The sequence below is a fragment of the Thermostichus sp. OS-CIW-33 genome (genome assembly GCF_054059615.1).
The window spans coordinates 205,185-231,399 of record NZ_JBSSCH010000001.1 but is presented as its reverse complement, the minus strand read 5'-3'; the positions used below and the strand labels follow the sequence as shown (position 1 = coordinate 231,399).

Genomic DNA, 26,215 nt, shown 5'->3' with positions numbered 1-26,215 from the left:
GAGAGGCCCAATGAATCCGCCGACCAGCCCCACCCCAACCGCCATCGAGCAGGAAAGGTTCGAGATCCGCTTGGGAGAAGCTCTCAACCGAGCAGGACTGCTCACCCCCGCCCAACTGGCTCAGGCCATGTGGGAAAAGGCCGATACCCCCTTGATGTTGGGGGAGCTGTGTATGCAGCACGGCTGGATTGCCCCCCAAGATCTCTATCCGTTGATCCCGGTCGAACTGGTGCGTATCGGCGAGATCTTGATGCTGCATGGGTATCTGGAGCTGGAGCACATCCATCAGGCCCTGATTCAGCAGCGGCAGCACCCGGAGCGCAAGCTGGGGGAGATCTTGCTGCAGCAGGGCTGGGTACAACCCCACTGGTTGGAATGGGCCTTGGACAAGCAGCAGCGGCTGCGGCGCCAGAAAGGAGCTGCCAACAGTTGGGAGGTGATGGTGGAGCAGTGGTCCACCATTCCCGATCAGCCCCCTCTTTATGTCTCCCCTCTACAGGTAGCCCAAGAGACCTACAGAGTTACCCAGCAATACAAAGCCCAGCTGGAGCGCTACCAAGAGCAAATTGCCATCTTAGAAGCGCAACTGGAGCAGCAGCGGCAGCAGCAACAGCTCCTGGTCGAACAATCGCTGCAGCAGGTTGCCGACTATCAAGCCCGCCAGCAGGAGCAGCAGCAGCGCATTGCCCAATTGGAAGCCCAAATCCAGCAGGGCACTGAACAACAAAAGGCTGCCCAGCAGCGCATTCGGGAACTGGAGGAGCAACTCCAAGCTCAGCAAGCTCAGGGATCCGCGCAACTGCAAGCCGCCCAAGCAGAGCTGGAAATCCTACGTCGCCGCTGCCACGAGTTGACAGAATGGCAATCTCAGGCCAAACACCAGCTGCAAGAGCTGGGATCCCAACTGCAGGAGCAGCAGAAGATACAGCAGGATCAGGCACAGCAGCTCCAAGAGCAAACCCACCTGCGTCATACTCTGCAGCAAATGGAAGCCCAAGTGGCTGCCCTGAACCAGTCGCTGCAGGAGCACCAACACCAACTCCAACTGGCCCAGTCCACGAAACAGCGCTTAACTGCCGACCTGGCCCACGTTCGCCAAGAAGCTGCCGAGGCCACCCACCGCCTGCAAGTGCAGCTCCAAGAAACCCAAGCCCAACTGCGAGAAACTCAAGATCGCTTGCAGCAAGCCCAAGCCCAAGTGAGCCAGCTCCAGGCCCAACTGCAAGCGGCTCAAGTGGAAAACCGTGCCCTAGCTGCAGCGCTAGCCGAAGCCCGACGAACTTCCCCACCCGCAGCTGCACCGACCCCAGCTCCAGAGAAAGCCCGGCCAGAGGCAGAGGATCTCAAGGCCCTGACCGTAGCCGACTGGGCAGCCGAGCTGAGTGCCCCAGAAAGCGAATTGCCCCCGCAGCAATATTTGGGGGAAGAGGACTTGGAAGCTCTACAGCGGGCTACCCCCTGGGTACAGCGGGTATTGACCCAATTGCGGGCGGCTGGCCTGATCGACAATGCCGGCATCGAAACCGTCATTCACGCTTGGGAAAAGGAAGGGGGCACCTTCACGGATGTGCTGGCCCACCACAGTGGCCTCAAGCCGGAGACCGTCAAATTTTTCAGCGAAGGGGGCTACTCCGTTCAACTGGCGGGGGGACGCCACGTGGCCGATTACCTCAAGGCTTCTGGATTGGTCAGCGCCGCCCAAATCGAACAGATCCAGAAGCACCTGCCGCCAGGGGGATCCCTGTGTCAGGCCCTTGCCCAAGCCGGGATTCTACGCCGGGCCACTGCCCTGTATTTCGAGCGCCACTTCGGCGGGCAAAAGCCCCGCCGCCCGCTGCGGGAAGAGCTTTAGAGGAACCATGCTCTATCGCTGACGCCAACGACCGACAAGGGATCCGAATACAGACACAAGCTGCCAACAAGATGCCAATTAGACTAGAAACTAGATAGAGATAGATCATCAGAAGCGACCGGTTTCTCACCCCTGAGAGACCCAAGTTACTCGGTAGTTGTGTCGATCTCTTCTGCTATGACTACGGAAGCTCCAACTCGACCTGCTCAGCAGTTCTCGCCCTCGAGAACCCAGGTTCGCCAGCCCTACCCCCACTTCAAGGTGATCGTCTTGGATGACGATTTCAATACCTTTCAGCACGTTACGGAATGTCTGCTGAAATACATCCCCGGCATGACTTTGCCCCTAGCGCGGCAACTGACCGTGCAGGTGGATGCCGAAGGGCAAGCAGTTGTTTGGGTCGGCCCTCAAGAACAGGCGGAGCTCTACCATCAGCAATTGCTGCGGGAGGGGTTGACCATGGCCCCCTTGGAGCCGGCCTGAAGCACCAGGCGTTCGTAGCTGCGCTCAACTGCTGCCAACAGCTCCGCTTGGCCCCAACCGGCGTAAAGGCTGCTGGCAATGGCCAGCCCACCCGCCCCCACCCCTTCCTTGACATAGCCCCGCTCGTAAGCCTGTAGAGGCAGATAGCGGCTATTGGCAAAGCTCAGTTGGGTGGCCAAAAGGGGAGCAACCCCCAACAACTCTGCCAAGGCCACCGTATTGCCCGAGGGATCCTCTGCCACCCAGCGGGTGGTTCCCACAACCACGTTCTCCGGGGGCCAAGGGATCCCCTGCTCTTCCCCCCAGCGCTGCATCAAGGCCAGCACCGCCAACATTTGGGTTCCCCCTGCCAGCAGCACCGCTCCCCGTTGCGCTGCGCCCATCGCCAACCCGGCCACAAAGGGCTGCATGGGATCCCCCACTGCCGCCACCACCTCAGCAGCAGAAGCTCCCCTTGGCAGACGGGCCAATCCCTGCCGGGCCAAGGCCAGCTTTTGGGCGTGGTTGCAGACCGGGTGGCTGCTGTTTACCATGCCCTCTGCTGCCCACCCCAGTCCCAACAACACCGCCAGCGCCGTGGTGGTGCCCCCTGCCACGCATTCTCCAATCACACAGTAGCCTTGCTCCAGCCGGGATCCGCGGTCGTACCCTTCTTGCCAAAGGGATCCCACCTGCTCCAAAGACAGAGCCTGTCCTGTGCTCAAGCAGCGGGCCACTCCCCCAGAGCTCACCATTTCTGCCCCCGGCAAAGGTTCCGGCAAGCCACAATCGAACACTCGGCACGGGATCCCCAAATCCCTCAGGATGGCGCAGCTGATCACCACTGGGGAAGGATAGCCATCCGGAGAGGTGGGCAAGCGGTGAGAATGGCCCGCCAGCAACACTTCCCCATCGGCAAGAGCTGTGTAGCGACGCAAGGAGGGGGTAGCGCCGGCAGCCGAAATGCCCGGAACAAGAGCCGTTTCGGTAAACCCCAAGCAGGCCAGAAACAGAGGTCGGGATCCCTGCACCCGTTCGCACCACCGCCGGGCCACAGCCGGCTGAGTGTAAGCCTTAACGCAAGGAAACGGAAGCATACCGGACACCGAGGCAAACAAGCCAGAGTCTATCCTGAGCCAGAAGGGCGGGATCCCGTACTCGCAGGAGGGGTTGCCTCCTGCTGAGGCAATCGGATTGGGATAGGATGGGTATACCCAATGCAGTTTATTCAGGGCAAACGGAAGGCCATGAGCTTCTTCGACTCTGAGATCGTCCAAGAGGAAGCCAAGCAACTGTTTCAGGATTTCCAAAACCTGATGCAGCTTGGTCAACGGTACGGCCAATTCGACCGGGAAGGCAAAAAAATCTTCATCGAACAGATGGAGGAGTTGCTGGAGCGCCAGCGCATTTTCATGAAGCGGCTGGAACTCTCCGACGACTTTATGGCTCAAATGACCATCAAACAACTGCAAACTCAGCTTGGGGGGTTTGGGCTCTCCCTGACCCAAATGTTTGACCAGATGCACCAGACCCTAGAGCGCATGAAAGCTGAGGCAGACGCTGAGCGTTGACCCCCAAGAACGACCTACACGAAGGGATCATGTCTTCTTCCCGCCAGACCCGCAACCAGAAATTGATTCTGGAGGTGCTAGAGCAGCAGTCGCAGCCCCTTTCGGCGCAAGAGATCTTTCTGGAGTTGCGCAATGCCAACCACACCGTCGGTCTGGCCACGGTTTATCGAGTTTTGGATGCTCTGCGCAATGAGGGCAAGCTGCAAGCGGTCAACTTGGGAGACCAGCAGACCTACTACCAGGTTCTGCCCAGCAATGGCCACAACCGCCACCACCTGATCTGCACCGAATGTCGGCGGGTGGTGCCTTTGCCCGATTGTCCGGTGGAAGATTTGGAGGCACAGCTTTCCAGCCGATACCAATTTGCGATCGAGTACCATGTGCTTGACTTCTACGGCGTCTGTGCCCAGTGCCGTAGAGGGGTTGGGCCAAGCCCGGACTCACAGCGTTCCTCTTTTCTCAAAGCTAAGCCCAAATGATGAGCTATCTCTGGACGGTGTTGATCGGGCTGGCCGGCGCCCTGATCGGGGTCAAGCTGAGGCTTCCGGCAGGAGCGCTGGTGGGCTCCATGGTGGCGGTGGGTCTGGTGAATGTCTGGGGGGCGATCCCAATTCCCGCTCCCCCAGCCGGGATCCGTTTTGCCATGCAGGTGGTGTTGGGCATTCTTTTGGGTACTAAGCTCACTGCCGATACGCTTCTGGCCCTGAAAGATCTGTGGCGACCAGCCCTGCTCTGTACAGTGATTGCGGTGGGCACGGGGGTCTTGTCGGGGTACCTGATCTCCCGTTGGCTGGGGATCGAGCGCTTGACTGCCATCTTGGGCACAGCTCCAGGAGGCATTTCCGACATGAGCCTGATAGCCCTGGACATGGGAGCCCAAACCAGCACAGTGGTGGTCATGCACTTGGCACGCCTGATCAGTGTCGTCGTGGTCGTCCCCTGGGTGGTGCGACTGCTCGTTCAGCCGGGCACGAGTTAGCTAGACCGCCGGGAAGCCCCGCCCTCTGTGCATCAGCATGAGTGCCGGAGTATGTCACGAAAGTCCTCGGAGCAGAGATGGTGGGTGGGTTAGACTAAGGGCGATACAGAACTTAACAACTGAACCGCTGCCTTGGAACTTTCCCCTTCTCCACTCACCTGCCATGCCGACGTTGCCGGATCCCCTTGGAGCGCTACTCTCTGTTCTGCAGATGGCTCTTTGGGGAATGTCTCCTCTGGCCAAGGCGATTGGTGGCCTCTACAGCTGCATTGGCAGGGGGAGCCAGACCCGGTACAGCCTGAGCTGGTGCAGGTGGATCCCGTGCTGCGCTTGCTGCTTTTGGGGGATGGCTTTACCACCCGTAATCTTGCTGCCTTGATCCAAGAGCCGATTCAGGCTCATCTGCTGGACACGGGCCGGGTTGATTTACAGGCAGAGCAGGGCACTGCCCCCAAGTCCATGCAACAGCTGGCCAGAGATTTGGGGCGGCTGGGATCCCCTTTGATGCGGCGGCGGGTTTGGCTGTGCGGAGTAACCTCTCAACAGCCCTTGCTCTATGCCACCTCTTGGTGGAACTCCGAACATTTGGCCCAATACTTGCCCCATCCCGATCAGCCCATCGGCCAAAATCTGATCCAAGAAAAACTGGAGACCTTTCGCGAGCTGCGCGGCCTTTACCACGGCGAGGCAGACCCGGTTGCCCGGCTGCTGCAGTGTCCCGGTCCCTTCTGGGCTAGGCATTATCTTTTGTTGCACAGGGGCCAGCCTTTGACCGTCATCTACGAGGTGTTTTCTCCACGGCTGGCCGCAAGGGCCCTGTCCCGCTAGCGCGACGGAGACCTCCAACGGCGCACGGCTGCGGTGATGGCGGCTGCCACCTGCGGATCCAATTGGGCGCTGGCGGAGATGCGCTGATAGTCCTCTGGGGTCAGTTGATGGGCGACGATGATCTCGGCAGCAGCAGCCTCAAACTGTTGTTCGATTTGCCGACGTTCCTCGCTGCTGTTGGCCTGTTGGAGGCGATTTTGGGTGCTCTCCAGAAGAGGTTGCACCGCCAGGAGGGTGCGGGCAAAGCGGTCAATCTGCTCAGAAGAAGGTGGAGAGGTGGCTTCAGAAAGACTAGCCGGGGCCGAGGTCATCGTCTCTGAAGAGGTTGCGGGCAGATCCCCATCCCATCCGGAGTCTGGCCTGGGCGAGGGAGAGGGATCCGGGTTGGCAGGAGCCTGGAGGGCCACTCTGCCGGCTGCGTCCAAGTCTTGGGCCGGGTTGAGGGCATTCCAAAGGGCCAAGCCCGCCAAACACAGAGCAGCCCCTATCAGTCCAGCACTCAAGAGGGCGAGCCAACTGACAGAGGTCGCAGTCGGCTCAAGCACCACCTGCACCGGCGCATGAGGAGGCAAGGGTTTGGACATGAGCCTGAGATCGTAAGCCCGACGCTGCTGGCTATCGCTGAGAACTCGGTAGGCGTGTTGTAGCTGGAGGAACTCCCGCTGGGCCAACTGCCGCAACCCTGCGGGGATATCGGCAGGCAACCGATCCGGGTGCAGTTCGCGTGCCCGCTGGCGGTAGGCAGCTTTGATCTCCTCCAGGCTGGCTTGGGGAGAAAGCCCCAGCTGTTGGTAGTAGGTGGGGGAAGCAGGCAGAGTAGGCATGGGAGCAGTTGGTTGCAGAACAGAGGGAGAACCGGCTGCCTTCGAAGGCCAGCCACCTTACCCCAACAGGGATCCCTCCTTTCGGACCAGCATATCCTGCCCGGTTCAGCGAGGCTGCTGGCCCAAGAGCTAAGACACGTAAACCCCTGTTAGAGGCGCGCTCAGGGCTTCTTCCAACTCTGCCAGGCCAAGACGACGCTCCAGGATATCCATCACCTCGCGGCCAAAATCATGGGGGTTGCGATCCCAGGCTTCCAGACACACTTCCCCAAAAAAGGATCCCAGGGGTTCTGGGTTCCAGAGCAGTTTGCGCGCCGTCCAAGGAGTCATGTGCATGGGGTTAAAGCGGTCGTCGATAACACCGATTTTGCGAGCAAAATCTTCTAGATGAGTGTGGGGTTGCAGGCCGATGAAGAAGATGGCCGGCTCAACTTTGTCGCGACCAAAGATGGCTTCCAGCTCGCGGTGATACCGTACTGTTTGCCGAATGGTTTCCGGTCGCTCGTCGATAACATTAAAGGAGTAATTGACCGAAACCAGGTCGTTAAATCCTGCCTGTTTGAGGTAGCGGCAACTCTCCAGTACCGTGCGCAGGTTATAGCCCATGCGCATTTTGCGCACCAGCTCCTGGGATCCGCTGGTGATGCCGATCTCGAAGTAGCTCATGCCGGTTTTCACCATGAGCTCGGCCAGCTTTGGGGTGAGGTTGTCGGCCCGAATATAGGCAGCCCAACGAATATCGGTCATGCCGGCATCAAGGATTTTCTGCAGCAATTCCTCCGCATCCTCAATGTAGCGGCGGGCAGGGATAAACTGGGCGTCAGTAAACCAAAAGTTTCGCACTCCTCGCTCGTACAACTGCATCATTTCTCGGATCACCTCATCCACAGGGTTGAGGCGCACCTGCTTGCCTTCGATGACGGTGTAGATGCAGTAGCAGCAGTTGTGGGGGCAGCCGCGCTTGGTTTGTACCCCAATGTAAAAGTCGCCCCCTTCTAAGTAGTAGTCAATTTCCGGCCAAATGGCGGTGATGTAGGTGTAATCACAGGCGGTTTTTTGCAGAGGTTGAGGCGGCTCGTGGATCAAACCTGGGCGAGGTTGCTCCAGCTTGGCCCGATAGCAGCGCTCTGTGGCTAGGCTTTGCCCTTGGATGACTTTTTCCAGCAGCGTTTCTCCTTCCCCCACCGAGATGATGGTGCCTTGGGGCAGGTAGCGGCCCAATTGTTCGTAGAAGACGCTGACTGCCCCACCCCCCAACACCGCTTCAGCGTGAGGTTTGTAGCGCCTGGCTCTGCGGATCCCCTGCCAGACCAGCCGGGTGTTGCGCCAAATCTCGCCATAGTAGGCCAGCACCAGCCTGAGGCTATTCAGGGATCCCCGCAATTTTTTCAGGGGGTTGCGGGCGTAGAAAAACTCAAAAGAGTGTTGCAACAGGTTGCCGGCCCGCCCGTTCACCGGCGCATAGACTTGAATATCTCGCCAAGAGAAAACCAGCAAATCCGGCTGAAACTGATCGATTTGCTCCAGCATGCGGCGGCGAAAATCTAGGGGCGGGAAGGTGCCCATATCGAAGATGCGCTGCTCAACTTGGGGGAACAGCTTGTGGACGTGATCGGCCAAATAAACCACCCCAATGGGAAAAATGGGGTTGCAGGGCAGCCGCACATAGAGGATTTTTTGAATCTTCAGGTTCGAGGCCATATAACCTGAGAGCTTACTTTACATCTCTTCACTCACTCTAGTCGGTTTTTGAGGGGCGCGGCGGCAGGGATCCAAAAGGGACAAGGATAAGCTAAAGCTGAAACAACCAGCAGGGTCAGACCTGAGGAGGGGATATGGCTCCAGAGCGTCCAATTTGGCACAGTCGCTATCGGCCAGAGCGGCGATTGAGCAAGCGCAGCGGCAGACATACCTATCTGGCGCAGGATCTCCTCACCTCAGAGCGGGTTGTGATCAAGCTGCTGCTCTTCGGGCCAGATTTCGATTGGGCCGACCTGAAACTGTTTGAGCGGGAAGCCCAGATCCTACAAACCCTCTCCCATCCGGCCATTCCCCAATACCGTGACCACTTCGAGATCAGCCTCAAGGGAGGGCGTGGCTTAGCGCTGGTACAAACCTATATCGAAGCCCCCTCGCTACAGGAGTGGATGGAGCAAGGGCGGCGCTTTGCCGAGCCGGAGGTGCGGGATCTGGCGCAAAAGCTGCTGCGCATTCTCGTCTACCTGCACGAACTCCATCCCCCCGTCATTCACCGGGATCTCAAGCCCAGCAACATTCTCTTGGGATCCGACCAGCAGGTGTATCTGGTGGACTTTGGTTCGGTTCAGGCGGCTGCTCCACGGGAGCAGGGATCCTACACCGTGGTGGGGAGCTACGGCTACATGCCCCTGGAGCAATTTGGCGGCAGAACCGTGCCCGCTTCCGACCTCTACAGCCTGGGTGCCACCCTGATTCACCTGCTCACCGGCCAACACCCGGCGGATCTGCCCCAGGAGGGATCCCGGATTGCGTTCGAGCAAGCGGTGCAACTGAGCCCGCCCTTTCGCGACTGGCTGCGGTGGATGACGGAACCTGTGGTGGCGGATCGTCCTGCTTCCGCCCGGCAGGCCCTGGAGGCGCTGGAGCATTTGGATCGTCGTCCCGCCTTGATTCCCTCAGACGCAGCAGCAGTCCCTACTCGACAGCCAGCAGGCAGCCGGATTCAACTGCACAAGTCCGAACAGACCTTTCAGGTGGTGATCCCGGCCCGGCAAATCGGTGTTTTGGCGTTGCTGCCTTTCGCCATCGCTTGGAACTCCTTCATCACCTTTTTCACGATCACGTCGGTTGGGCTTGCGCCTTTTCCGGCCAATTTGGTGTTTGGCCTGTTCACCCTGCCCTTCTGGACGGTGGGGTTGGGGATGGTGGGCGGGATCCTCTACGGCCTATTCGGCAAGGCCCACCTACGGATCGACACAGAATACATTCGCCTGGTTCACGAGGTGCTTGGCCTGAGGTTTCGCAACGTTCCCCCCAGTCGGCGATGGGATATTGACCGGCTGGAGCTGATCCCACGCCAAAGCCCACAGTTGAACATCTGGGCGGGCAACCGCAAATACGAGTTGGGAGCGGGGATCCCTTTGCAGGAGCCAGAGCTGGAGTGGTTGGCCTCGGAACTAAGCCGTTGGCTGAAGATCCCAGTTGAACGGCAAAAGGTGTAGTCGTTAGGTTTTTTGCATTTAGTTATGATAAGGACAGTTTTTGGGTAAGGTCTGATGAGTTATCTTGCTGCAGATCACAGCAAATAAAATAGCAAAAAATTATAGCTTTCCTGAAAACAGAATCCAGATCCACATCGGCAAAGAGGCAGGATGCAAACAGTTTATCCAAGGCCTGCTGTAATAGCTCGCTCTGGATCCCCGTGGCGCTACCTCCCAAAAAGATATGGAAAATGATACACCAGAGATTCCATCGCTGGAGTTGCTTGGGAGTTTGGGAAAGACCCTGACTTAGAGCATCTTATCCTTGACTCAACTGTCGTTCGTGCTCACCCCTGGGCAGCCGCAAAAAAAGGGGAGCAAGCTTTGGGGAGGAGTCGAGGTGGATACAGCACTCAGATCCATGTGAGTGTGGATGGTTTGGGGAAGCCGTTAGTGTTTAGAATCACAGCAGGGCAAAGCAGGATATTACCCAAGCAGAGGCATTACCAGAGAGTTGGCAAGAAGAGCATACGAAGGTGATAGGGGATAAGATTCTCAGGAATTCAGGGAGAGGATAGACAAGGGAAGGCCGGGTGCTGATTCCTTCTAAGAGGAATAGGAGGGTGGTGGGAGATTTGACCGGCACGTTTACAGGGAGAGGCATTTAGTCGATAAAAGATTTTTTTGCGATTTAACACGGATTGCTATATTGGTGCTTGTGCTGAGAATTATCTGGCCAAATTGCTGTGGCTAAAGTTTAAGGGTATATGTGGCAAGCGTGGCTTCTGAGTCAGTGGGGGGTGGCACTCTGGCTCAACCTGGCTCTGGTGGTGCTGGGTCTGCTGAGCCCTCAGAAGGCTTTGACGCGAGCAGGGGTCATCCACGCGGGCCTGCTGGGCCTGCTGGTGTGGGGGGGGCTGGGGGGGCGGGGCTACGCGGTGGTAGCTGCCTATTTTTTAGTGGGAACAGCCGTAACCAAACTGGGGATCCGGCGCAAGCAGGCGCAGGGGATCGCCGAAAAGCGAGAGGGGGCGCGAGGGCCGGAGAACGTCTGGGGATCCGCTTTAACCGGGGCAGTATGTGCGCTAGGATACGCTTTCTTCCCGCATCCCCTGTGGTGGTTGGGATACAGCGCCAGCTTTGCAGCGAAATTGGCCGATACCGTCAGCAGCGAGGTGGGGAAAGCCTACGGACGTCAGACCTTCTTGATCACCACCTTGCAGCCGGTGCCGGCAGGCACAGAAGGAGCTGTAAGCCTAGAGGGATCCCTGGCGGGGGTGGCGGCAGCGGCAGGGATGGCCGGGTTGGCCTGGGGGATTGGCGGGGAGTGGGTGGGGGAAAGCCCATTTTGGTTGGGCATCTGCTGGCTGGCTGGGATCCTGGCCACCCTGGCGGAAAGCTGGATGGGAGTGGTGTTACAACCCCGTTTGGCCTGGATGACCAACGAAGTTGTAAACAGTATTCAAACAACCCTGGCCGCTCTTCTGGCGGTAGGGCTGGGATCCCTTATGGGCATCGGATCCTAGAAATAGGGTCACCATGAACTACCCCACCGTATAGGCAGATGGGGTTTCTAGTGCCCCATCCCCTTAACAGTGAGGTTTTTGTCCCTTCCTCTGTCCCAGTTGCTTCATAGACCCGCAGGTCTCTGAAGGAGTGCTGCAACATCCGAGACCAACGAGGCTGGTTCCCAACCCCGGTTGCCCGTTGACGGCAACGTTGTACATGACCATTACCGAACCACGGTCTCTATTGCCGTGCCACCGAGAACGGCCATACAAAGAAGTCAAGCCAGGAGGCTTGACCAAAAGGGGAGAAGCTCTCCCCTTTCGCTGACCAGAGCTCCCTTAGCGCAGGCCGCTGGGCTTATAGACCAGGAAGCTGAGCACTTGGCACTGCTTAATGTTGTCGAACCCCACCACGCGAATGAAACAGTTGGGGTAGGCGCTGCGGCAAGCCTGCACTTCGCTGAGCACCTCCTGGGGAGAAGTGGCGCTGAACAGGGGCAGCTTCCACAGCGTCCAATAGCGAACCGTTGGTTCAGACGATTCGTTGAACTCTATGGCCGGGATGTAGCCCTGATCCAAGATGTACTGCACCTGCTTGATGATCTGCAGATCCGTCAGCGGCGGCAGATAGGAGAGGGTTTCGTAGCGGCGCTCTTTCGGTAAGGTTTGCATGATGGGTATCACTCCGTTTCGGGTCTAGGGTTTTGTGGGGGGGATCCCGCTTCCGGGTGGGTAACGGGTAGGGATCCTGTTGCTGAGGTGATCCGTTCTAGATGATTGCGGCGGTGCTCCATGTTGGCTTGCTGGATGCCGGCTTTGGCCATTTCCGGCAGGTAATCGACCACCTCCGCAGCAATGTGTTCACGAACGGTCATGATGCGATAGGCCAACTCAGGACGCTCAGCCAGCAAAGCCCGCAGGTAGGCTTCCCCATCCTGAAGGTTTTGCCGAGCGGAGAACTGCTGTAGCCAAAGAGCCCTGGGGGGATCTGTTTCGCTCAGTTGAGCCAGCACCGTGCGCATCGCCTGATAAGTCAGGTAGCTGATCAAGGTCTTGGCGGTGTCTTTGGCGATCTGTTTCAGATCCATTGCCGATCCAGGGAGGGAGCCAGTAGGGCAAGAGAGCCGTGGGGATCCCTTGCCCCCAGCAGATCTCTAGAGGGTGTCGACGGCCTTGAACTCGAACTTGATTTCCTTCCACAGCTCGCAGGCAGCCGCCAGCTCTGGCGACCACTTGGCTGCTTCCCGGATAATGTCGTTGCCTTCGCGGGCCAGATCTCGACCTTCGTTACGAGCTTGGATACACGCTTCCAAGGCCACCCGGTTGGCGGTTGCGCCCGGCGCGTTGCCCCAGGGGTGTCCCAGGGTTCCGCCGCCAAACTGCAGCACCGAGTCGTCGCCGAAGATTTCCACCAGCGCCGGCATGTGCCAAACGTGGATCCCACCGGAAGCCACTGGCATCACCCCTGGCATGGAAGCCCAATCTTGGGTGAAGAAAATGCCGCGGGAGCGATCGGCCTCTACGTAGTTTTCCCGCATGAGATCCACAAAGCCCATCGTGATGGCGCGGTCGCCTTCCAACTTGCCCACCACCGTCCCAGAGTGCAGGTGGTCGCCACCGGACATGCGCAAACACTTGGCCAACACCCGGAAGTGGATGCCATGGTTTTTCTGCCGGTCGATCACCGCGTGCATGGCCCGGTGAATGTGCAGCAGAATGCCGTTATCCCGGCACCACTTGGCCAAGCTGGTGTTGGCAGTGAAGCCAGCTGTCAAGTAGTCGTGCATGATGATAGGGGCGCCCAACTCCTTGGCAAACTCGGCCCGCTTGAACATCTCTTCGCAGGTGGGCGCCGTCACGTTCAAATAGTGGCCCTTGATCTCGCCGGTTTCCGCTTGGGCCTTGTGGACAGCCTCCATCACGAACAAGTAGCGATCCCGCCAGCGCTGGAAGGGCTGGGAGTTAATGTTTTCGTCATCTTTGGTGAAGTCCAGGCCGCCCCGCAGAGCTTCATACACGGCCCGCCCGTAATTTTTGGCAGAAAGGCCCAACTTGGGTTTGATGGTGCAGCCCAGCAGCGGACGGCCATACTTATTCAACTTATCCCGCTCCACCTGAATGCCGTGGGGAGGGCCTTGGAAGGTTTTCAGGTAGGCCACCGGAATTCGTACATCTTCCAGCCGCAGCGCCTTTAGGGCCTTAAAGCCAAAAACGTTGCCCACAATCGAGGTGAGCATGTTGGTCACCGAGCCTTCCTCGAACAGATCCAGCGGATAGGCGACGAAGCAGAAGTACTGGTTGTCTTCGCCGGGAACCGGCTCGATGTCATAGCAGCGGCCTTTGTACCGATCCAAGTCGGTAAGCAAATCGGTCCATACCGTTGTCCAGGTGCCCGTCGAAGACTCAGCCGCCACGGCTGCCCCCGCCTCTTCGGGAGGAACGCCCGGTTGAGGGGTAACTCGGAAACAGGCCAAGACATCGGTATCCTTGGGTGTGTAGTCGGGAGTGTAATAGGTGAGTCGGTAATCCTTCACCCCGGCTTGATAGCCGCTTTTGGATTGGGTTGCTGAGTAGGCCACGTTGATCTCCCTCTGAACGAATTACAGAACCAGAAAATGCCCTTCACGGATGCAACCAAGAGGAAAAACTCAGGGCCAAAACTCGAGACCGCCGAGTTTCCGTGAATAAGACCGCCCCACAACCATGAGGCCAAAGTTGGGCTTTAAGACACTCTTCATCCCGGCGGATGGAAGCCCTAAACCCTTCTTTTCGAGCGCCTTCAATCACTAGCTTCGACTCCCTGGATTTGCAAACCCAGCGGAAAGGAATTTATACAGCGCCTAAGCTAGAATCTCGGCAAACACAACTCTATATAGGTTTAATCCTAAGCTACCATCCGCAATAATGGGCTGATCATTACTTTCTTTATGAGTTTGATTAGTTTAATTAAAGTAAGACCCCCTGCTTCCCGCTGAGAATACAGATTTCTTTGGCTTTCTTAATATCTTTTGGGTGGGATCCCCGGCCAAAACCAAAAGCTCCCTTCTTTGAGGGAGCGGAGCAAGTCCACCCACAGGATCTGGAGGGTCAAGAAACGGCTGCCAGGGTTGGCTGGGGTCTCTTGCTGATCACCTGGTCGATAAGGCCGTACTCTTTGGCTTGTTCTGGGGTCATGAAGTTGTCGCGGTCGGTATCTCGTTCGATGCGCTCTAGAGGTTGACCGGTGTGGTAGGCCAGCAAGCTATTGAGGCTGTTTTTGATGAAGAGGATCTCTTTGGCCTGAATTTCAATATCGGTAGCTGGCCCCTGAGCTCCACCAAGGGGTTGGTGGATCATGATGCGGGCGTGGGGAAGGGCAATGCGCTTGCCTTTGGTGCCCCCTGCCAGCAGAAAGGCTCCCATGCTGGCAGCCAAACCAATGCAGATGGTGGAGACATCCGGCTGAATGTGCTGCATGGTGTCGTAAATGGCCATGCCAGCATAGACAGAGCCGCCGGGGGAGTTGATGTAGAGGTAGATGTCTTTTTCAGGGTCTTCGGACTCCAAGTAGAGCATCTGGGCCACAATCAGGTTGGCAATGTCGTCGTCCACCTGGGTGCCCAAGAAAATGATCCGATCCCGCAAAAGACGCGAGTAGATGTCAAAGGCGCGCTCGCCTCGCGCAGATTGCTCAATAACGGTGGGAATCATGCCAGTCCAAGCGATGGGTCAGTCCTTACTAGTGTAGTCTAAGCCACCGGACGGATGCTTTGCTCAGGACGACTCACCGGCCCGCCTCCGTACGGGGCTCGATGGGGTGTGAGCCGGCTAGAACAGCAAAGAGACGGGGTGGTTATGGCGGGATCCCTCTTCTTCTGGGATGTGGAACGGGTCTGAGGTGTGGCTCTTTGTGATGTGGTGAGGTGAAGCCAAGATGGACGTGATCCCAGATGAACCGATTGTGATTGCCAGCCTGCTGAGCCTGGCTTTGCTGGGGATCTTGATTCTGAGCTTGGCAGGGCGTGGGTCTGGGGATGCAGATTAAAAGGTTGACAAGCTTACTTATCCTTCTTTAGGATTAGGATCGCCTTGTCGGAGAGCGCCCCCATCGTCTAGAGGCCTAGGACACATCCCTTTCACGGATGCGACAGGGGTTCGAATCCCCTTGGGGGTATTGGGTCAGAGTTATAAGATAAAGCCGTCAACAGGGGATCCCTGGCAGCGGTGACACCTTACTCAGACTTTACTCAGAGAGGCTTTGCCGCCACAAACCACTCCAGATACAAGCTGGGAGAGCGGGTCATCTGGGATCCCCATACAAGCGGCATGGGCAGCCAGCCAACTGCCACTCCGTCGAGGGGGATCCCTATTCCACCCTTACTCCTCAACAGGGGAAAAATCTCCAAAGCAGCGGCCTAGAAGGTTAGGCTTAGTTGTCCAATCGGCTACGGCTTGGGTTTGAGCAGACCTAGGGCCTGCCAGGATCAGGTGCTGGCCACCAGAGCTTCAGCCGGCGTGGCGGCGACCAACAGCTCGTCTTTGATGAGCTCTGCCAGCTCTTGCAGTTGGCGAATTGCCTCTGCTCCTTCCAATTTCATGAGCTCTCGGTCATCCCGCATTTCTGTCCAGCTAATGGAGCATTCGGAAACCAAAAAGCGGATTAGGTGCCCCTCTCGTAAGCTGACCATAAACGAGGCACTCTCGAAAGACGTACCACAGGTGTAGCAAGAGGCTGGGTAGCCCCGCTTCTCCAAAACGATGGCCAGAGCCTGCAAACTCATCACCAGATCTTGAACATAGCTGCGGTATTGTTCCGCCAACCGTGTGAACATCACACTCCTCCCTAATGAATTGGCCTCTGTGGGGCTCCGCCTAGCTGCAAATGACCTAACTAGTAATTTATGCTTAGGACTAGGATTACATCTATCATAACAATCGACAACCCCTCAAGGAAGTGATTAAGGCCACAGAGTAGGCGAAGTCTACTTCAGTGAAATGTAGTATTCAACACTTCTCTTAACAGGGACATCAAAATTTACCTCGAGTCAATGCTCTTATCTATCGGGATCCTCACCCAGTGCTTGGCCCAGTCTTTTCTCAAAATGGCTCAGGGCTGCTCGTGTCAGCAGGACAGTTGCCTCAAAGCTTTCTCTTGCAAGGGTCTCACCGATCGCGAAGTAAGACGCGGTCTTTTGACAAGAGACCGGCGGGAGTGTCAAGTGGGCCAAGGCTTGCAGACGAATGCAGATCAAGGTGGGTTCCCGCCCGATTATGCTGAGAAAATTCTCGGCATGGACAATTGAGAAGGAACGGCTTGATGCTGACACCTGTTGATCTGGAAAAACGAGTGGCTTATTTGCAGAGTCCCCAAGCCATTCGGGATCGCTGTCGGTTGCTATTGGAAAGGGTTTTGGCCGGTGAATCAGAGCATTTTCGCCTCGACCTGAACCGGCTGGGATCCGTAGCCGACTATGTGATCACCACAATGCGGGCCCATTATCCCAACGGGGAAATTCCCTTCCACAGCCGCTGGCAACATTTTCAAGTGGGATCCGGGGAGCGCCTAGCCCGTTTGGAAAATCGACTTAAAGACATGGATCCGCTGGAGCGGCTGCGATGCAAGTGGGATCTGGCCATCGTCAGCGTGTTGCTGGACGCAGGGGCAGGCTCTGCCTGGAAGTACCGGGATCCAGAAAGTCAGACGGTGGTGGGTCGTTCCGAAGGTTTGGCCTTGGCCAGTTTCGACTGGTTCTGGCAAGGTGGGTTTTCCAGCGATCCCCAGCAGCCTCTGCAGGTGGATGCGGCGGGCCTGGAGCGGATCACCTTGGCGGATTTGGCAGCAGCTTTCCAGGTGGGGCCGGAAAATCCTTTACTGGGACTGGAGGGGCGCTGGCAACTGCTGCAAAGGTTGGCACAAACTTTGCGGGCTCAACCTCATTACTTTGGATCTGGTCACAATCTTCCTCGTCCAGGCCGGTTGTGGGACGCCATCCAGCCTGAGGATCCCAGCGGTGGGATCGAGGCAGCACAGGTCTTACAGGCGGTTCAGAGGGGGGTTGGCCCCATTTGGCCTGGGCGAGTCTCGCTGGCCGGGATCCCTCTGGGGGATGTCTGGCCCTATCCCCACCTGCCCCAAACGGAGCCGGGGAGCCATTGGGTGCCTTTTCACAAGTTGTCCCAATGGATGACCTATTCCCTGCTGGAGCCGTTGCAGCAGGAGGGGATCCCGATCTGGGGTTTGGATGAGCTGACGGGTTTGGCGGAGTATCGCAACGGGGGGTTGTTTGTGGATTTGGGGGTGATCCAACTTAAGCAGCCGGAGATTGGTCAGCAACCGTATCCTCCAGATTCGACGGTGATTGTGGAGTGGCGGGCCCTGACGGTGATTTTGCTGGATCAAGTTGCCTCCTTAATCCGGGAAAGACTGGGTTGCTCTGCCCAAGAGTTGCCCCTGGTGAAGATACTGCAAGGGGGAACCTGGACGGCAGGACGGCAAATAGCGGCCCAGCTCAGGCCAGATGCTTCTCCTCCCATCCAACTGCTCAGCGATGGCACGGTTTTTTAGGGATCCCCTTTCGAGATTCTTAAGAAGTTCTGTAATAATCTCAGGGCCAAATCAGGACGGGATCCCCAGTGCAGATGCAGGTACGAAGCGTGAAGGCGCTCGGTGGCCCATCCTTCCTGTTGAGGCTGGGCGGGGGATCCCCAGCTGTAGATTGGGCTGGGGGAGATGGGGGTGCTGCGGGAGCGGTGAAATTCATGCCCGCGCAGGCGATCCCCAGCTGGCGCCAGCAGGGTTGGGCGCAAAACGGCAGCTGCGCGGTAGCCCAAACATAGCCGGTTGGCCATGTCTACTGTGATGGGCAACAGCCCGGCCATCGGGTAGGTCTTTCCCTGAAAATCGGTAAGGGATTGGCCCAGCACCATCAGTCCGCCGCACTCGGCGTAGAGGGGTGGGTGGGTGGGCGGGGGAGGTTGTTGGTTAATTCTCTCAGATAGAGGTGCTGCAAACAATTCCGGGAACCCTCCCCCCAGCAGCACGCCGTCGCAGGGCTCCGGTGGCCATAGCCCCACCTGGAGGGGGGAATACTCCAGCAGCTCGGCTCCACAGGCCCGCAACAGATCCAAGTTGTCGGCGTAGTAGAAGTTAAAGGCGTGGTCTTGGGCCACCGCCACCCGTACCTGTTCGCAGCGGCGGGGCGGAGTCCTTTCGGTGAGAGGGGGGATCCCTGGCCACAGCTCTCCTACCGCTGGAGGAAGCCTCCGAATGAGGGGCAATAGGCTATCCCAATTGACGTGTTGCTCCGCCAGCTCGGCCCAGGCAGCTTGCCAGCGGGGAAAGTGATCCAGTTCTGAGACAGGCACCAACCCCAGGTGTCGGCTGGGCAACCGCAAATCCTCCCGCCGGGGAAACTGGCCCAAGACTGGGATCCCCGCTGCAGCCGCTGCCTGCTGCAAGATTTGTCCATGCCGCTCCGAGGCCACCCGGTTGAAAATCACCCCAGCAATGGAGAGGCGGGGATCCCAGCGGCTCAAGCCGTAGAGCAAAGCGGCCACCGTCGTTCCCATGCCGCTGCCATCGATCACCAGCACCACAGGGATCCCGAGCAGGCGGGCCACATGGGCGCTGCTGGCAAAAAAAGGCTCCGTTCCGCCCTCGGGGAGGGGCAGGGATCCCGGCGCTCGTCCATCGAAGAGGCCCATTACCCCCTCCACAATGGCTCCATCCTTGCCCTGGCAATGGTGGCGAAAGCAGCGCTGCACAAAGTCCTCGTCGGTCAAGAAGGGATCCAAAGTGCGACAGGGGATCCCGCTCACCGCCGTGTGAAACAGAGGATCAATGTAATCCGGCCCCACCTTGAAAGGTTGGATGCGCAGGCCCCGTCGCCTCAGAGCGGCCAACAGAGCCAGAGTGATGGTGGTTTTGCCGCTGCCGCTTGCTGCCGCCGCCAGCAGAATGGCCATCTTTCCTGCCCAAGGGTTAGAACTCGATGCCGATTTGCGCCTTGATCCCCTGGTCACGGAAGGGATGCTTGACCAAAGTCATCTCCGTCACCAGATCGGCTCGGTCGATCAACGCTGCCGGCGCGCCCCGCCCCGTCAAGATCAGGTGAACCCGCTCCGGTTTCTCCGCTAGCCCGGCCAACACCCTGTCCGGCGAGAGATATCCCAACTTGAGGGCGACATTGATCTCATCCAGAAGCACCAACTGAAACTCCCCGCTGGTGAACAGCTCCCGCCCCTTTTCCCAGGCCGCCTGTGCATGGGCGATGTCTCGCTCCCGGTCTTGGGTTTCCCAGGTAAAGCCCTCTCCCATGGCGTAAAAAGCTATTTTCCCCAGGCCCAGCTCTGGATGCTCGGCCAATTTCCGCAATAGCTTGGCTTCTCCTGGATCCCAGGCCCCCTTGATAAATTGCACCACCCCCACCGACAATCCCTGGCCGAGGGCGCGGAAGATCATGCCAAAGGCAGCCGTGGTCTTTCCCTTGCCCTGCCCGGTGTGTACGATGATCAAGCCCTTGTCATCTCGCATGCCCGACAGACGCTGCCGCTGGATCTGCTGGCGTTTTTGCATTCTTTGGCGGTGCCGCCAGTTTGGGTCGGCCTCTGCGCCCGGTGAAGACTCCGCACCGCTATCGCAAGCGTCCTCAAGTTCTGTTGTTGAGAGGGGTTGGGATCCGGAAGCCGGTGCAGGCCAGCCAGACAGGGCGGGTTGGGCCATAATCATAAAAATTGAGATTCGCCACACAAGCTGAGGGGAAGGTGCTGTGCCTACGGCAGGGGAACTGCACCGCTGACGCGACTGTTAGGGCAAACTCAAGTTCCCCCACAGCAGACCGCCCCCATCCTAATCCCTCATCTGGTTGCATTGGCTGGGATCATGAGAGAACCGGCTGCTGCTTTCCGAGATAGCCTGCTAATGTACTGCTTCATCTGGGCAGTGCTGGCAATAGGGTGTTTTCAAGTCTTGCCCCGCATCCAAGTCGTATCTGCCGCCGAGTTGCAACCGTGGCTAGCGCCCAGCTACTTTGCAGGTCTGGGGGGATCCCTATTGGCAGCCTTGGGATCCCTGTTGGCCATCTCAGCCGAAACGACGCCAAATCCTGCCGACAAAAAGCATCTGCACCGCTTGGCTTGGGGATTGGGGACAGTTGGCTTTCTCGGCGTTCTCTCCCCCCTGGGCTTGGCCGGCGCATTCTTTCTCAAAGCCGCTCAGGGGACAGACTGGTGGCAGGGTCTGTTTGGCTGAAGCCGCCCACAGCTTATTTTTTTGACAAATGGGCGGAGGTTGGGGGTACTATAGGGACAAGTTCCGTTCTTTATCCAGAGCAGACTGAGGGACCAGGCCCAATGAAGCTGCGGCAACCCGGCGGAAGCCTCCGCTACGGTGCCAATTCCTGCGGTTAGTCAGTAACCGAAAGATAAAGGCAATAAAGTTTTCTCTAGAGGATAGCCCTCTTTGGCGGGGGACTTTTCTGGCAACTTTATCCTTTAGCAGCTCCCATAGCTCTGGTCGCGGCAGCGGGGCAAGGCCTTCGCGGCAGTGCTGGTGCGTCAGCGGTGCAGAACGCTTGCTGGTTGCTGGGCCTTTCCTCTGGCTGAGTTGGGGCTGGTGCGGAGCACCTGGGGATCCCTGGTTGGCTCTTTCTCCGACGGATAATGAACGAGCGGGTGAGCCTTGTTTTTTGTTCAGGTTCTCAGTTCTAGCTTTTAAGGAGAAGGTTCGTTGTCCAAGTCGTTTTTGTTTTCCTCGGAGTCGGTGACGGAGGGGCACCCCGACAAAATCTGCGATCAGATCTCCGATGCCATCGTGGATGCCCTCTTGACGGCGGATCCCCTCAGTCGGGTGGCCGCCGAGGTGGTGGTCAGTACGGGCCTGGTTCTGTTGACCGGGGAGATCACCTCGCAAGCGCAGGTCAACTTCACCCGTCTGGTGCGGGACAAGGTGGCCGAAATTGGCTATACCGATGCCAAGAATGGGTTTTGTGCAGAAAGCTGCGCGGTGTTGGTGGCTTTCGATGAGCAATCTCCCGATATTGCCCAAGGGGTGAATGTGGCCCTGGAAAGTCGCGGCTCCCAGGAAGATCAATTCGACTTGGTCGGGGCCGGGGATCAGGGGTTGATGTTTGGCTTTGCCTGCGATGAAACTCCCGAGTTGATGCCCTTGCCCATTAGCTTGGCCCACCGCCTCAGCCGCCAGTTGGCCACGGTTCGCAAAAACGGCACCCTGCCCTATCTGCGCCCGGATGGCAAAACGCAGGTGACTGTGGCCTATGAGGAAGGTCGCCCGGTGGGCATTCACACCCTGCTCATCTCCACCCAGCACACACCCACGATTGGCGCCATTACGGAAGAGGCGGCGGTGCAAGAGCGGATCCGCGCCGATCTCTGGGAGGCAGTGGTCACGCCGGTGTTTGCCGAGCTGCCCATCAAGCCGGATAGCCACACCCGCTTCCTCACCAATCCCACCGGCAAGTTTGTCATCGGCGGCCCTCAGGGAGATGCGGGCCTGACCGGACGCAAGATCATCGTCGATACCTACGGCGGTTATTCTCGCCATGGGGGCGGGGCCTTCTCCGGCAAGGATCCCACCAAGGTGGATCGCAGCGCTGCCTATGCGGCTCGTTACGTGGCCAAGAACATCGTGGCGGCTGGCTTGGCGCAGAAGTGTGAAGTGCAGGTGAGCTACGCCATCGGGGTAGCCCGCCCCATCAACATTTTGGTGGAAACCTTCGGCACAGGGCGCATCCCTGACGAGGAGCTGTTGCGGCTGGTGCAGCGCCACTTCGATCTGAGGCCGGCAGCCATTTTGGCTCAGTTCCAACTGCGGGAGTTGCCTCGCCAACGGGGAGGGCGCTTCTACCAAGACGTAGCGGTCTATGGGCACTTTGGGCAAACCCATCTGGATCTGCCCTGGGAGCGCACCGACAAAGCTGCTCTGCTGCGGGAGGAGGCTCTTGCCAAGGCGACTGCCCTCTTGGCCTAAGAGGGGATCACTAAGACGGCCTGCTGCCTCAATGCTTGCCCTGGTGCAGTTGCTTAACCAGGTGGGGTAGCTCCGGCAGGATCAGGCTGCGCATAGCCAGTTGCACGGCTGCTGGGGAGCCAGGCATGGAAAAGATCAAGCACTTTCCGTGGATCCCGGCGATGGCCCGAGAGGCGATGGCCCGACTGCCAATCTGGGCATAGCTGAGCTGGCGGAAGATCTCCCCAAAGCCGGGCAAGGTCTTTTCCAGGAGAGCCTCGATGGCGTCGTAAGTGGTGTCGCGGGGGGCGATGCCTGTGCCGCCATTCAACAAGATCACCGGCAGGGATCCGGCCCAATCCTGAACCTGCTCTCGAATGAGCTGCGGTTCATCTCGGAGAATGCAATATCTCTCCACCCGGTGGCCGGACTCCTGGAGGGCTGTGCAGATGAACTGGCCGCTGTGATCGGTTTCAGGGGTGCGCGTGTCGCTGACGGTGATCACCCCACAGGGCAAGGAGGCAATGTGCTCCGCACCGCTGTCGCAATCGAGGGGAAAGTTCATGGCCAGGATCCCTGAGGAAAGAGAGTGGCAAGCCCATCAAGACTGTCCCTGAGGGGGCTCGGCAGGAGTTGGAGGGTCAACGACCGTCTGCTGGAGCTCTAGGATCCCTGAGGACTCTGCCCCACCAGCACGGGCGAGTTGGGGAGGAGGGGACTGGGCAAGCAGGCGGCGCAGCTTGGGGGGAAGCTCCTGCAACTGCTCCAACAACAAGTTTAGAGATATGGCCGGTTCTCTGGAAAACAGGGATCCTGCGAGGGGTACCGGCGGCAGAGGAGAACAGGCAAAGGCAGCCGCAGCCAAAGAGCGGATCCGCTCCTGCTGCTCCTGCCAAAGGAACTGGCCGATTTCTGGGGGAAAGGTGAGATGAGGAGAGCCGCGACGCTGCCAAAGGCGGAGAAGCTGCTCCACAGAGGCGGCCTTGTACCGCCCCTGGTAGAGGGCTTCTAGCAAGGCTGCCGGGATCCAAAGATCCGGGAACAACTGGCTCCAGCGCTCCACCCAAACCTGGCTGGGTTGACCTTCCAGCTCAAACCCATAGTGCTCCAGAAAGGTGGCAGGATCCATCAGCCCATGGCAGCCCAAGGAAACTCAACCCAAGCTAGTCCAGATCCGCCGAGACAAAGGGGAGATAAAGCCTTTCTCCCTGGATCTCGCAAGACAGCTCTCGTCCAAGAATACCCCTATTTGCCTTTCATGAAGGCTCTGTGAAGAGGCTATAAAGCTGCAAAGCTGCGGTACGCTTAAAGACTCAGTGGCTGACGGGCCCCAGCTCAAGCGCTGCCTCCAGAGCGCGCTCGCTATCAGGAAACTGCGTCAGCAGCCGTCCTAGGAAGGCGACATCTCCCGTCAGGCCGTACAGAGCCATGAGCACATCCCCGGCATAGCGGCTCTGGGGGAAGCGGTTCAGCAGCTCATTGCCGGCGTAGATCGCCTGGCGGGCATAGCCATCCTGCAGGGCTTTGGCTTCCAGAAAGTAGCTGTAGCTGAGGCTGCCAGGATCCACGTAGTCCGGCAGTGACGTGTCGAACAAGCTGGTATCTTCTGTCACTCCTGGGGGGAAGCCCGGCAGCGGATAGATGGCTGCCGTTTCCTCGGGAGGGTAGGTGGTGTACTGGCGGTAGAGGATCAGCACCTGCCGGTACAGGCTTTCTTCCTGAAGATGGGCAGGGGCGGTGGGATCCGCCAGCACAGAGCCGAGTAACTCTGCTGCTACAGCATGGTGATTGGCCCGCTGATAGTCCAATAGAGAACTGGAGGAAGCTGGTTGCGGCGGCGCGCTTCCATCAGCATCCCCACTCAGGCCACCGGCACGGGTTTGGTTAAACAGCCACAGGTACCCATTGCGCCAACCGTCGGCAGCGGCCCAGTGGGCGGCCAGTTGATAGCGTTGTTGGGTAGTGGATTGGGCTTGCCAACGGCTCAATTGGCGCCAGCGTTCTCGTTGGGCCTGGATTTTCGGTTGCAGAGGGGTGCGGCTGGCGGGCACGGGATCCCAGTCGTCCAGCCAGTAGCCGCCATCCAGCAAGGGGTAGCGATCCAACACAGCATCCAAAGCCAGATTTTCCGTCAGCTGCAGGGCTAGGTCGTAGCGGTGTTCGCGGGCGAAGCGAACCGCCAGAGCATAGCGGACGGCGGCGGCCAGAGGATGCTCGCCGTGGCGGTCGAGAAAAGCTTGCAACTCGCTGGGGGTTGCACCGCTGTCTAAGAGCAAAAGCAGGCGGCGGCGCAAGACGTAGCGCATGTCTCCATCGCCGAAGGGATCCGCCAGCCAATTGGCCAAAAGGACCAGTGCTTCTTCCCTTTTGCCCTGCCACTCCAAGGTGCGTGTCAGCCAGAAGAGGGCATCGTCGGCACCGGGATGATTCGGGTAGACGGTCAGCCAAGTCCGCCAAAGGGTCTCTTCCTCTGCCGGGGGGAAAGGCCGCGGGATCGGTTCGCCGGTCTCGGGGTTGTAGAGGGAATGGCCAAAATAGCTGCCCCCCCGAATGCGGGCGTATTCCCGGCAAGCTTGCGTAAAGCGGGAATTGGGAAAAGCTTCTGCCAACTGCAGCAAAACCAGGTGGTCGTCGATGCCGTGAAGAGAGGCAAAGTCCTCGTTGAGAGCCTTCTGCAGCAGCGGCTCCCCGCTGGGATCCCCTTTTAAGTAGAGAAGAGCCGCCGCCAAAAACCGCTGCGGGTCAGCATCATCGCCCACCACGCTGCGCAGCAACACCTGAGCGGCAGGGGGGAGAGTTTCTGGATCCGCTATCTGCAGCAGAAAAAAGTGTCGGGATGGGGGCGGTAAATCTTCGTACAAAGGGCGCACCGTTTGCACCGTCGGCTGTTCTAGGATCAACACTTGGCCGGCACGCCCATAAACATCAGTGTATGGAGAAACATTCCCCGCAACCCGCTGCCGCACCGCCTGCACCTGCGACAGCGCCCAAGAGGGGATCCTTTCCTCCTCGTAGGGCAAGGCGCTCAAGAGTTTCTTTGCCCGCTGCGGAGAGCTGCTTTCCAAGGCGGGGAGCAGCGCTCTGTAGACCTGATCTCGCAAGGGAAATTCTTCTTGGGTCAGCAAGCTGTTGAGCCAGTTGAGATTAAAACTCCACTCGGGGCTATCGGCTTGGATCCCGGCCAAGGCCAGCTCGGTGAGGCGCTGCACCGACTCTGGCCGATCCAGCCCAAACAGCTCGTATTGAGGCGCAATCTCCTGCCCGCTTGAGTAGTCATAGCCCCCGAACAAAGCTGCTGGGGCGAAAAACTGAGCCGAATTTTGCCGCAGCCGATCCTCCAACCACCAACGGCTGTAGGGCAGGCCATGGCTTTGCAAGGTGTAGAAGGCGTAGCTGCGGCGGCTCGGGTCGGCGGATCCCCCCCAGCGGGCCAACACCGGATAGGTAAGAGGAAACCAGCGATCACTTTGGCCGGGATCGAACGCTGGCGAGCCTCCATAGCCAAACTCAGAAAAGACGGTGTACCGATAGAAGATCAGATCCCGGTGCATCTGCAGCCGTAGCCGCTGCAGTAAGGCATAGCCCCCCGCTCCTAACCCCGCCAAGAAGCCGGCAGTGAGGGCCACCATTGCTACGGGACGAAGGGGAAAGCGGCGGGACGAGGGCGCAGCAGGAGGGGTAGCTGGATTCATAAAACCCAATCCAAATCAAAGCAGGCGCCCCCACTCTACTCGATACTCGACTGTGTTGGAAGACAGAGGGAATGCCCACAGCCGTTTCCAGCCGGCTTGAGACGCCGGCCCTCTGCGCCACCCAAGGTCATCAGTCTTACCCCTGCCTGAGAGGGATCCCGGCCAGCCATTTCTTGGAAAGGCTCTGCTGTATTGCTTTATCGTTGTTTCAAACAAGATTAAGACACTTTTAAGACACTTTGCCGCCGACTCCTACCCCCACAATAAGAGGGGCGGCTGCGCCGCTCTTCTAAAACCCTTGCCTTTGACCATTCTTGCAGTGCATCCCCCGATTTCTTGGAGGCCTGAGTTGCCAGCACCCTTTCAGGATAGGCT

24 protein-coding genes, 1 tRNA gene, 1 pseudogene and 1 riboswitch are annotated in these 26,215 nt (G+C 58.5%); of the genes and pseudogenes, 13 read left to right on the top strand and 13 right to left on the bottom strand.

From position 1 onward, the window contains the following. Positions 1-10: 10 nt before the first annotated feature. On the top strand, positions 11-1,852 hold the full coding sequence (locus tag ACVWZG_RS01185; protein WP_457404930.1) for a hypothetical protein: 1,842 nt from the start codon (positions 11-13) through the stop codon (positions 1,850-1,852). Positions 1,853-2,029: 177 nt separating this feature from the next. Next, positions 2,030-2,335 (top strand): ATP-dependent Clp protease adapter ClpS, encoded by a 306-nt coding sequence (gene clpS, locus ACVWZG_RS01180; RefSeq protein ID WP_011434126.1) that lies wholly within the window; start codon positions 2,030-2,032, stop codon positions 2,333-2,335. On the opposite strand, the gene cobT is transcribed toward clpS, so the two are convergent. After that, positions 2,284-3,411, bottom strand: a complete 1,128-nt coding sequence (gene cobT / locus ACVWZG_RS01175) for a nicotinate mononucleotide-dependent phosphoribosyltransferase CobT (RefSeq protein ID WP_457404927.1) — start codon at positions 3,409-3,411, stop codon at positions 2,284-2,286. The genes clpS and cobT overlap by 52 nt on opposite strands. Before the next feature lie 150 nt (positions 3,412-3,561). On the opposite strand from cobT, the gene ACVWZG_RS01170 reads away from it, so the two are divergent. The 4 genes from ACVWZG_RS01170 (at position 3,562) to ACVWZG_RS01155 (ending at position 5,692) form a co-directional block, all read left to right on the top strand. Next, a complete protein-coding gene (locus tag ACVWZG_RS01170) occupies positions 3,562-3,885 on the top strand; it encodes a DUF1825 family protein (RefSeq protein WP_011434128.1) in 324 nt (107 codons plus the stop codon). A gap of 29 nt (positions 3,886-3,914) precedes the next feature. After that, the gene (locus ACVWZG_RS01165; protein WP_414343835.1) at positions 3,915-4,364 is read left to right on the top strand and encodes a Fur family transcriptional regulator; all 450 of its coding nucleotides are present in this window, start codon (positions 3,915-3,917) and stop codon (positions 4,362-4,364) included. Further along, positions 4,361-4,864 carry an AbrB family transcriptional regulator gene (locus ACVWZG_RS01160; RefSeq protein WP_414330730.1) on the top strand — a complete coding sequence of 168 codons (504 nt, stop codon included), beginning with the start codon at positions 4,361-4,363 and terminating at the stop codon, positions 4,862-4,864. Before ACVWZG_RS01165 ends, ACVWZG_RS01160 begins: the two co-directional genes overlap by 4 nt. A gap of 132 nt (positions 4,865-4,996) precedes the next feature. Continuing rightward, positions 4,997-5,692: a chorismate pyruvate-lyase family protein gene (locus tag ACVWZG_RS01155; RefSeq protein WP_457404925.1), complete on the top strand. Its 696-nt coding sequence runs from the start codon at positions 4,997-4,999 to the stop codon at positions 5,690-5,692. On the opposite strand, the gene ACVWZG_RS01150 is transcribed toward ACVWZG_RS01155, so the two are convergent. Both ACVWZG_RS01150 and ACVWZG_RS01145 read right to left on the bottom strand, forming a co-directional pair. Next, the gene (locus ACVWZG_RS01150; RefSeq protein WP_457404923.1) at positions 5,689-6,516 is read right to left on the bottom strand and encodes a DnaJ domain-containing protein; all 828 of its coding nucleotides are present in this window, start codon (positions 6,514-6,516) and stop codon (positions 5,689-5,691) included. The genes ACVWZG_RS01155 and ACVWZG_RS01150 overlap by 4 nt on opposite strands. 129 nt (positions 6,517-6,645) lie before the next feature. Beyond that, a complete protein-coding gene (locus ACVWZG_RS01145) occupies positions 6,646-8,217 on the bottom strand; it encodes a photosystem II high light acclimation radical SAM protein (RefSeq protein WP_414343837.1) in 1,572 nt (523 codons plus the stop codon). Between the two features lie 134 nt (positions 8,218-8,351). Here ACVWZG_RS01145 and ACVWZG_RS01140 point away from each other — a divergent pair, with 134 nt between their 5' ends. The 3 genes and pseudogenes from ACVWZG_RS01140 to ACVWZG_RS01130 all read left to right on the top strand — a co-directional run bounded on the left by ACVWZG_RS01140 (position 8,352) and on the right by ACVWZG_RS01130 (position 11,221). Next, positions 8,352-9,716: a serine/threonine protein kinase gene (locus ACVWZG_RS01140; protein ID WP_457404920.1), complete on the top strand. Its 1,365-nt coding sequence runs from the start codon at positions 8,352-8,354 to the stop codon at positions 9,714-9,716. A gap of 98 nt (positions 9,717-9,814) precedes the next feature. Further along, a pseudogene (locus tag ACVWZG_RS01135) lies at positions 9,815-10,368 on the top strand (IS5 family transposase); the annotation flags it as partial. Between the two features lie 94 nt (positions 10,369-10,462). Beyond that, positions 10,463-11,221, top strand: a complete 759-nt coding sequence (locus tag ACVWZG_RS01130) for a TIGR00297 family protein (protein WP_457404918.1) — start codon at positions 10,463-10,465, stop codon at positions 11,219-11,221. Between the two features lie 321 nt (positions 11,222-11,542). Here ACVWZG_RS01130 and ACVWZG_RS01125 read toward each other — a convergent pair whose 3' ends face one another. The 4 genes from ACVWZG_RS01125 to clpP form a co-directional block, all read right to left on the bottom strand. Next, complete coding sequence (locus ACVWZG_RS01125; protein WP_011434136.1) at positions 11,543-11,875, bottom strand: ribulose bisphosphate carboxylase small subunit; 333 nt, start codon at positions 11,873-11,875, stop codon at positions 11,543-11,545. A gap of 8 nt (positions 11,876-11,883) precedes the next feature. After that, positions 11,884-12,291 carry a RuBisCO chaperone RbcX gene (rcbX, locus tag ACVWZG_RS01120; protein WP_414349604.1) on the bottom strand — a complete coding sequence of 136 codons (408 nt, stop codon included), beginning with the start codon at positions 12,289-12,291 and terminating at the stop codon, positions 11,884-11,886. 66 nt (positions 12,292-12,357) lie between these two features. Next, positions 12,358-13,782 carry a form I ribulose bisphosphate carboxylase large subunit gene (locus ACVWZG_RS01115; RefSeq protein WP_011434138.1) on the bottom strand — a complete coding sequence of 475 codons (1,425 nt, stop codon included), beginning with the start codon at positions 13,780-13,782 and terminating at the stop codon, positions 12,358-12,360. A 508-nt stretch (positions 13,783-14,290) separates the two neighbouring features. Then, entirely contained in the window at positions 14,291-14,893 is a 603-nt protein-coding gene (clpP, locus tag ACVWZG_RS01110) for an ATP-dependent Clp endopeptidase proteolytic subunit ClpP (protein WP_011434140.1), read from the bottom strand. Between the two features lie 390 nt (positions 14,894-15,283). Between clpP and ACVWZG_RS01105 the strand changes: the two genes are divergently transcribed. Beyond that, positions 15,284-15,356, top strand: a tRNA-Glu gene (locus tag ACVWZG_RS01105). Between the two features lie 310 nt (positions 15,357-15,666). Here ACVWZG_RS01105 and ACVWZG_RS01100 read toward each other — a convergent pair. Next, positions 15,667-16,014: a DUF1815 family protein gene (locus tag ACVWZG_RS01100; protein WP_011434143.1), complete on the bottom strand. Its 348-nt coding sequence runs from the start codon at positions 16,012-16,014 to the stop codon at positions 15,667-15,669. Positions 16,015-16,499: 485 nt separating this feature from the next. Between ACVWZG_RS01100 and ACVWZG_RS01095 the strand changes: the two genes are divergently transcribed. Next, complete coding sequence (locus ACVWZG_RS01095; RefSeq protein WP_457404916.1) at positions 16,500-17,747, top strand: URC4/urg3 family protein; 1,248 nt, start codon at positions 16,500-16,502, stop codon at positions 17,745-17,747. Here ACVWZG_RS01095 and ACVWZG_RS01090 read toward each other — a convergent pair. Next, positions 17,744-19,147: a cobyrinate a,c-diamide synthase gene (locus ACVWZG_RS01090; protein WP_457404914.1), complete on the bottom strand. Its 1,404-nt coding sequence runs from the start codon at positions 19,145-19,147 to the stop codon at positions 17,744-17,746. The two genes, ACVWZG_RS01095 and ACVWZG_RS01090, sit on opposite strands and share 4 nt — an antisense overlap. A 16-nt stretch (positions 19,148-19,163) precedes the next feature. Then, positions 19,164-19,931, bottom strand: coding sequence for a cob(I)yrinic acid a,c-diamide adenosyltransferase (gene cobO, locus ACVWZG_RS01085; protein WP_011434146.1), 768 nt, complete (start codon positions 19,929-19,931; stop codon positions 19,164-19,166). A 132-nt stretch (positions 19,932-20,063) separates the two neighbouring features. Here cobO and ACVWZG_RS01080 point away from each other — a divergent pair, with 132 nt between their 5' ends. Next, complete coding sequence (locus ACVWZG_RS01080; protein WP_011434147.1) at positions 20,064-20,432, top strand: hypothetical protein; 369 nt, start codon at positions 20,064-20,066, stop codon at positions 20,430-20,432. Positions 20,433-20,499: 67 nt separating this feature from the next. After that, a riboswitch (SAM riboswitch) is annotated at positions 20,500-20,611 on the top strand. A 298-nt stretch (positions 20,612-20,909) separates the two neighbouring features. After that, positions 20,910-22,169, top strand: coding sequence for a methionine adenosyltransferase (gene metK / locus ACVWZG_RS01075; RefSeq protein ID WP_457404911.1), 1,260 nt, complete (start codon positions 20,910-20,912; stop codon positions 22,167-22,169). A 28-nt stretch (positions 22,170-22,197) separates the two neighbouring features. Here metK and ACVWZG_RS01070 read toward each other — a convergent pair whose 3' ends face one another. The 3 genes from ACVWZG_RS01070 to ACVWZG_RS01060 form a co-directional block, all read right to left on the bottom strand. Beyond that, entirely contained in the window at positions 22,198-22,713 is a 516-nt protein-coding gene (locus ACVWZG_RS01070; protein WP_457402989.1) for a MogA/MoaB family molybdenum cofactor biosynthesis protein, read from the bottom strand. Between the two features lie 36 nt (positions 22,714-22,749). Further along, positions 22,750-23,277, bottom strand: a complete 528-nt coding sequence (locus ACVWZG_RS01065; protein ID WP_414416521.1) for a hypothetical protein — start codon at positions 23,275-23,277, stop codon at positions 22,750-22,752. A 184-nt stretch (positions 23,278-23,461) separates the two neighbouring features. Next, a complete protein-coding gene (locus ACVWZG_RS01060) occupies positions 23,462-25,840 on the bottom strand; it encodes a tetratricopeptide repeat protein (RefSeq protein ID WP_457404909.1) in 2,379 nt (792 codons plus the stop codon). Positions 25,841-26,215: the final 375 nt, after the last annotated feature.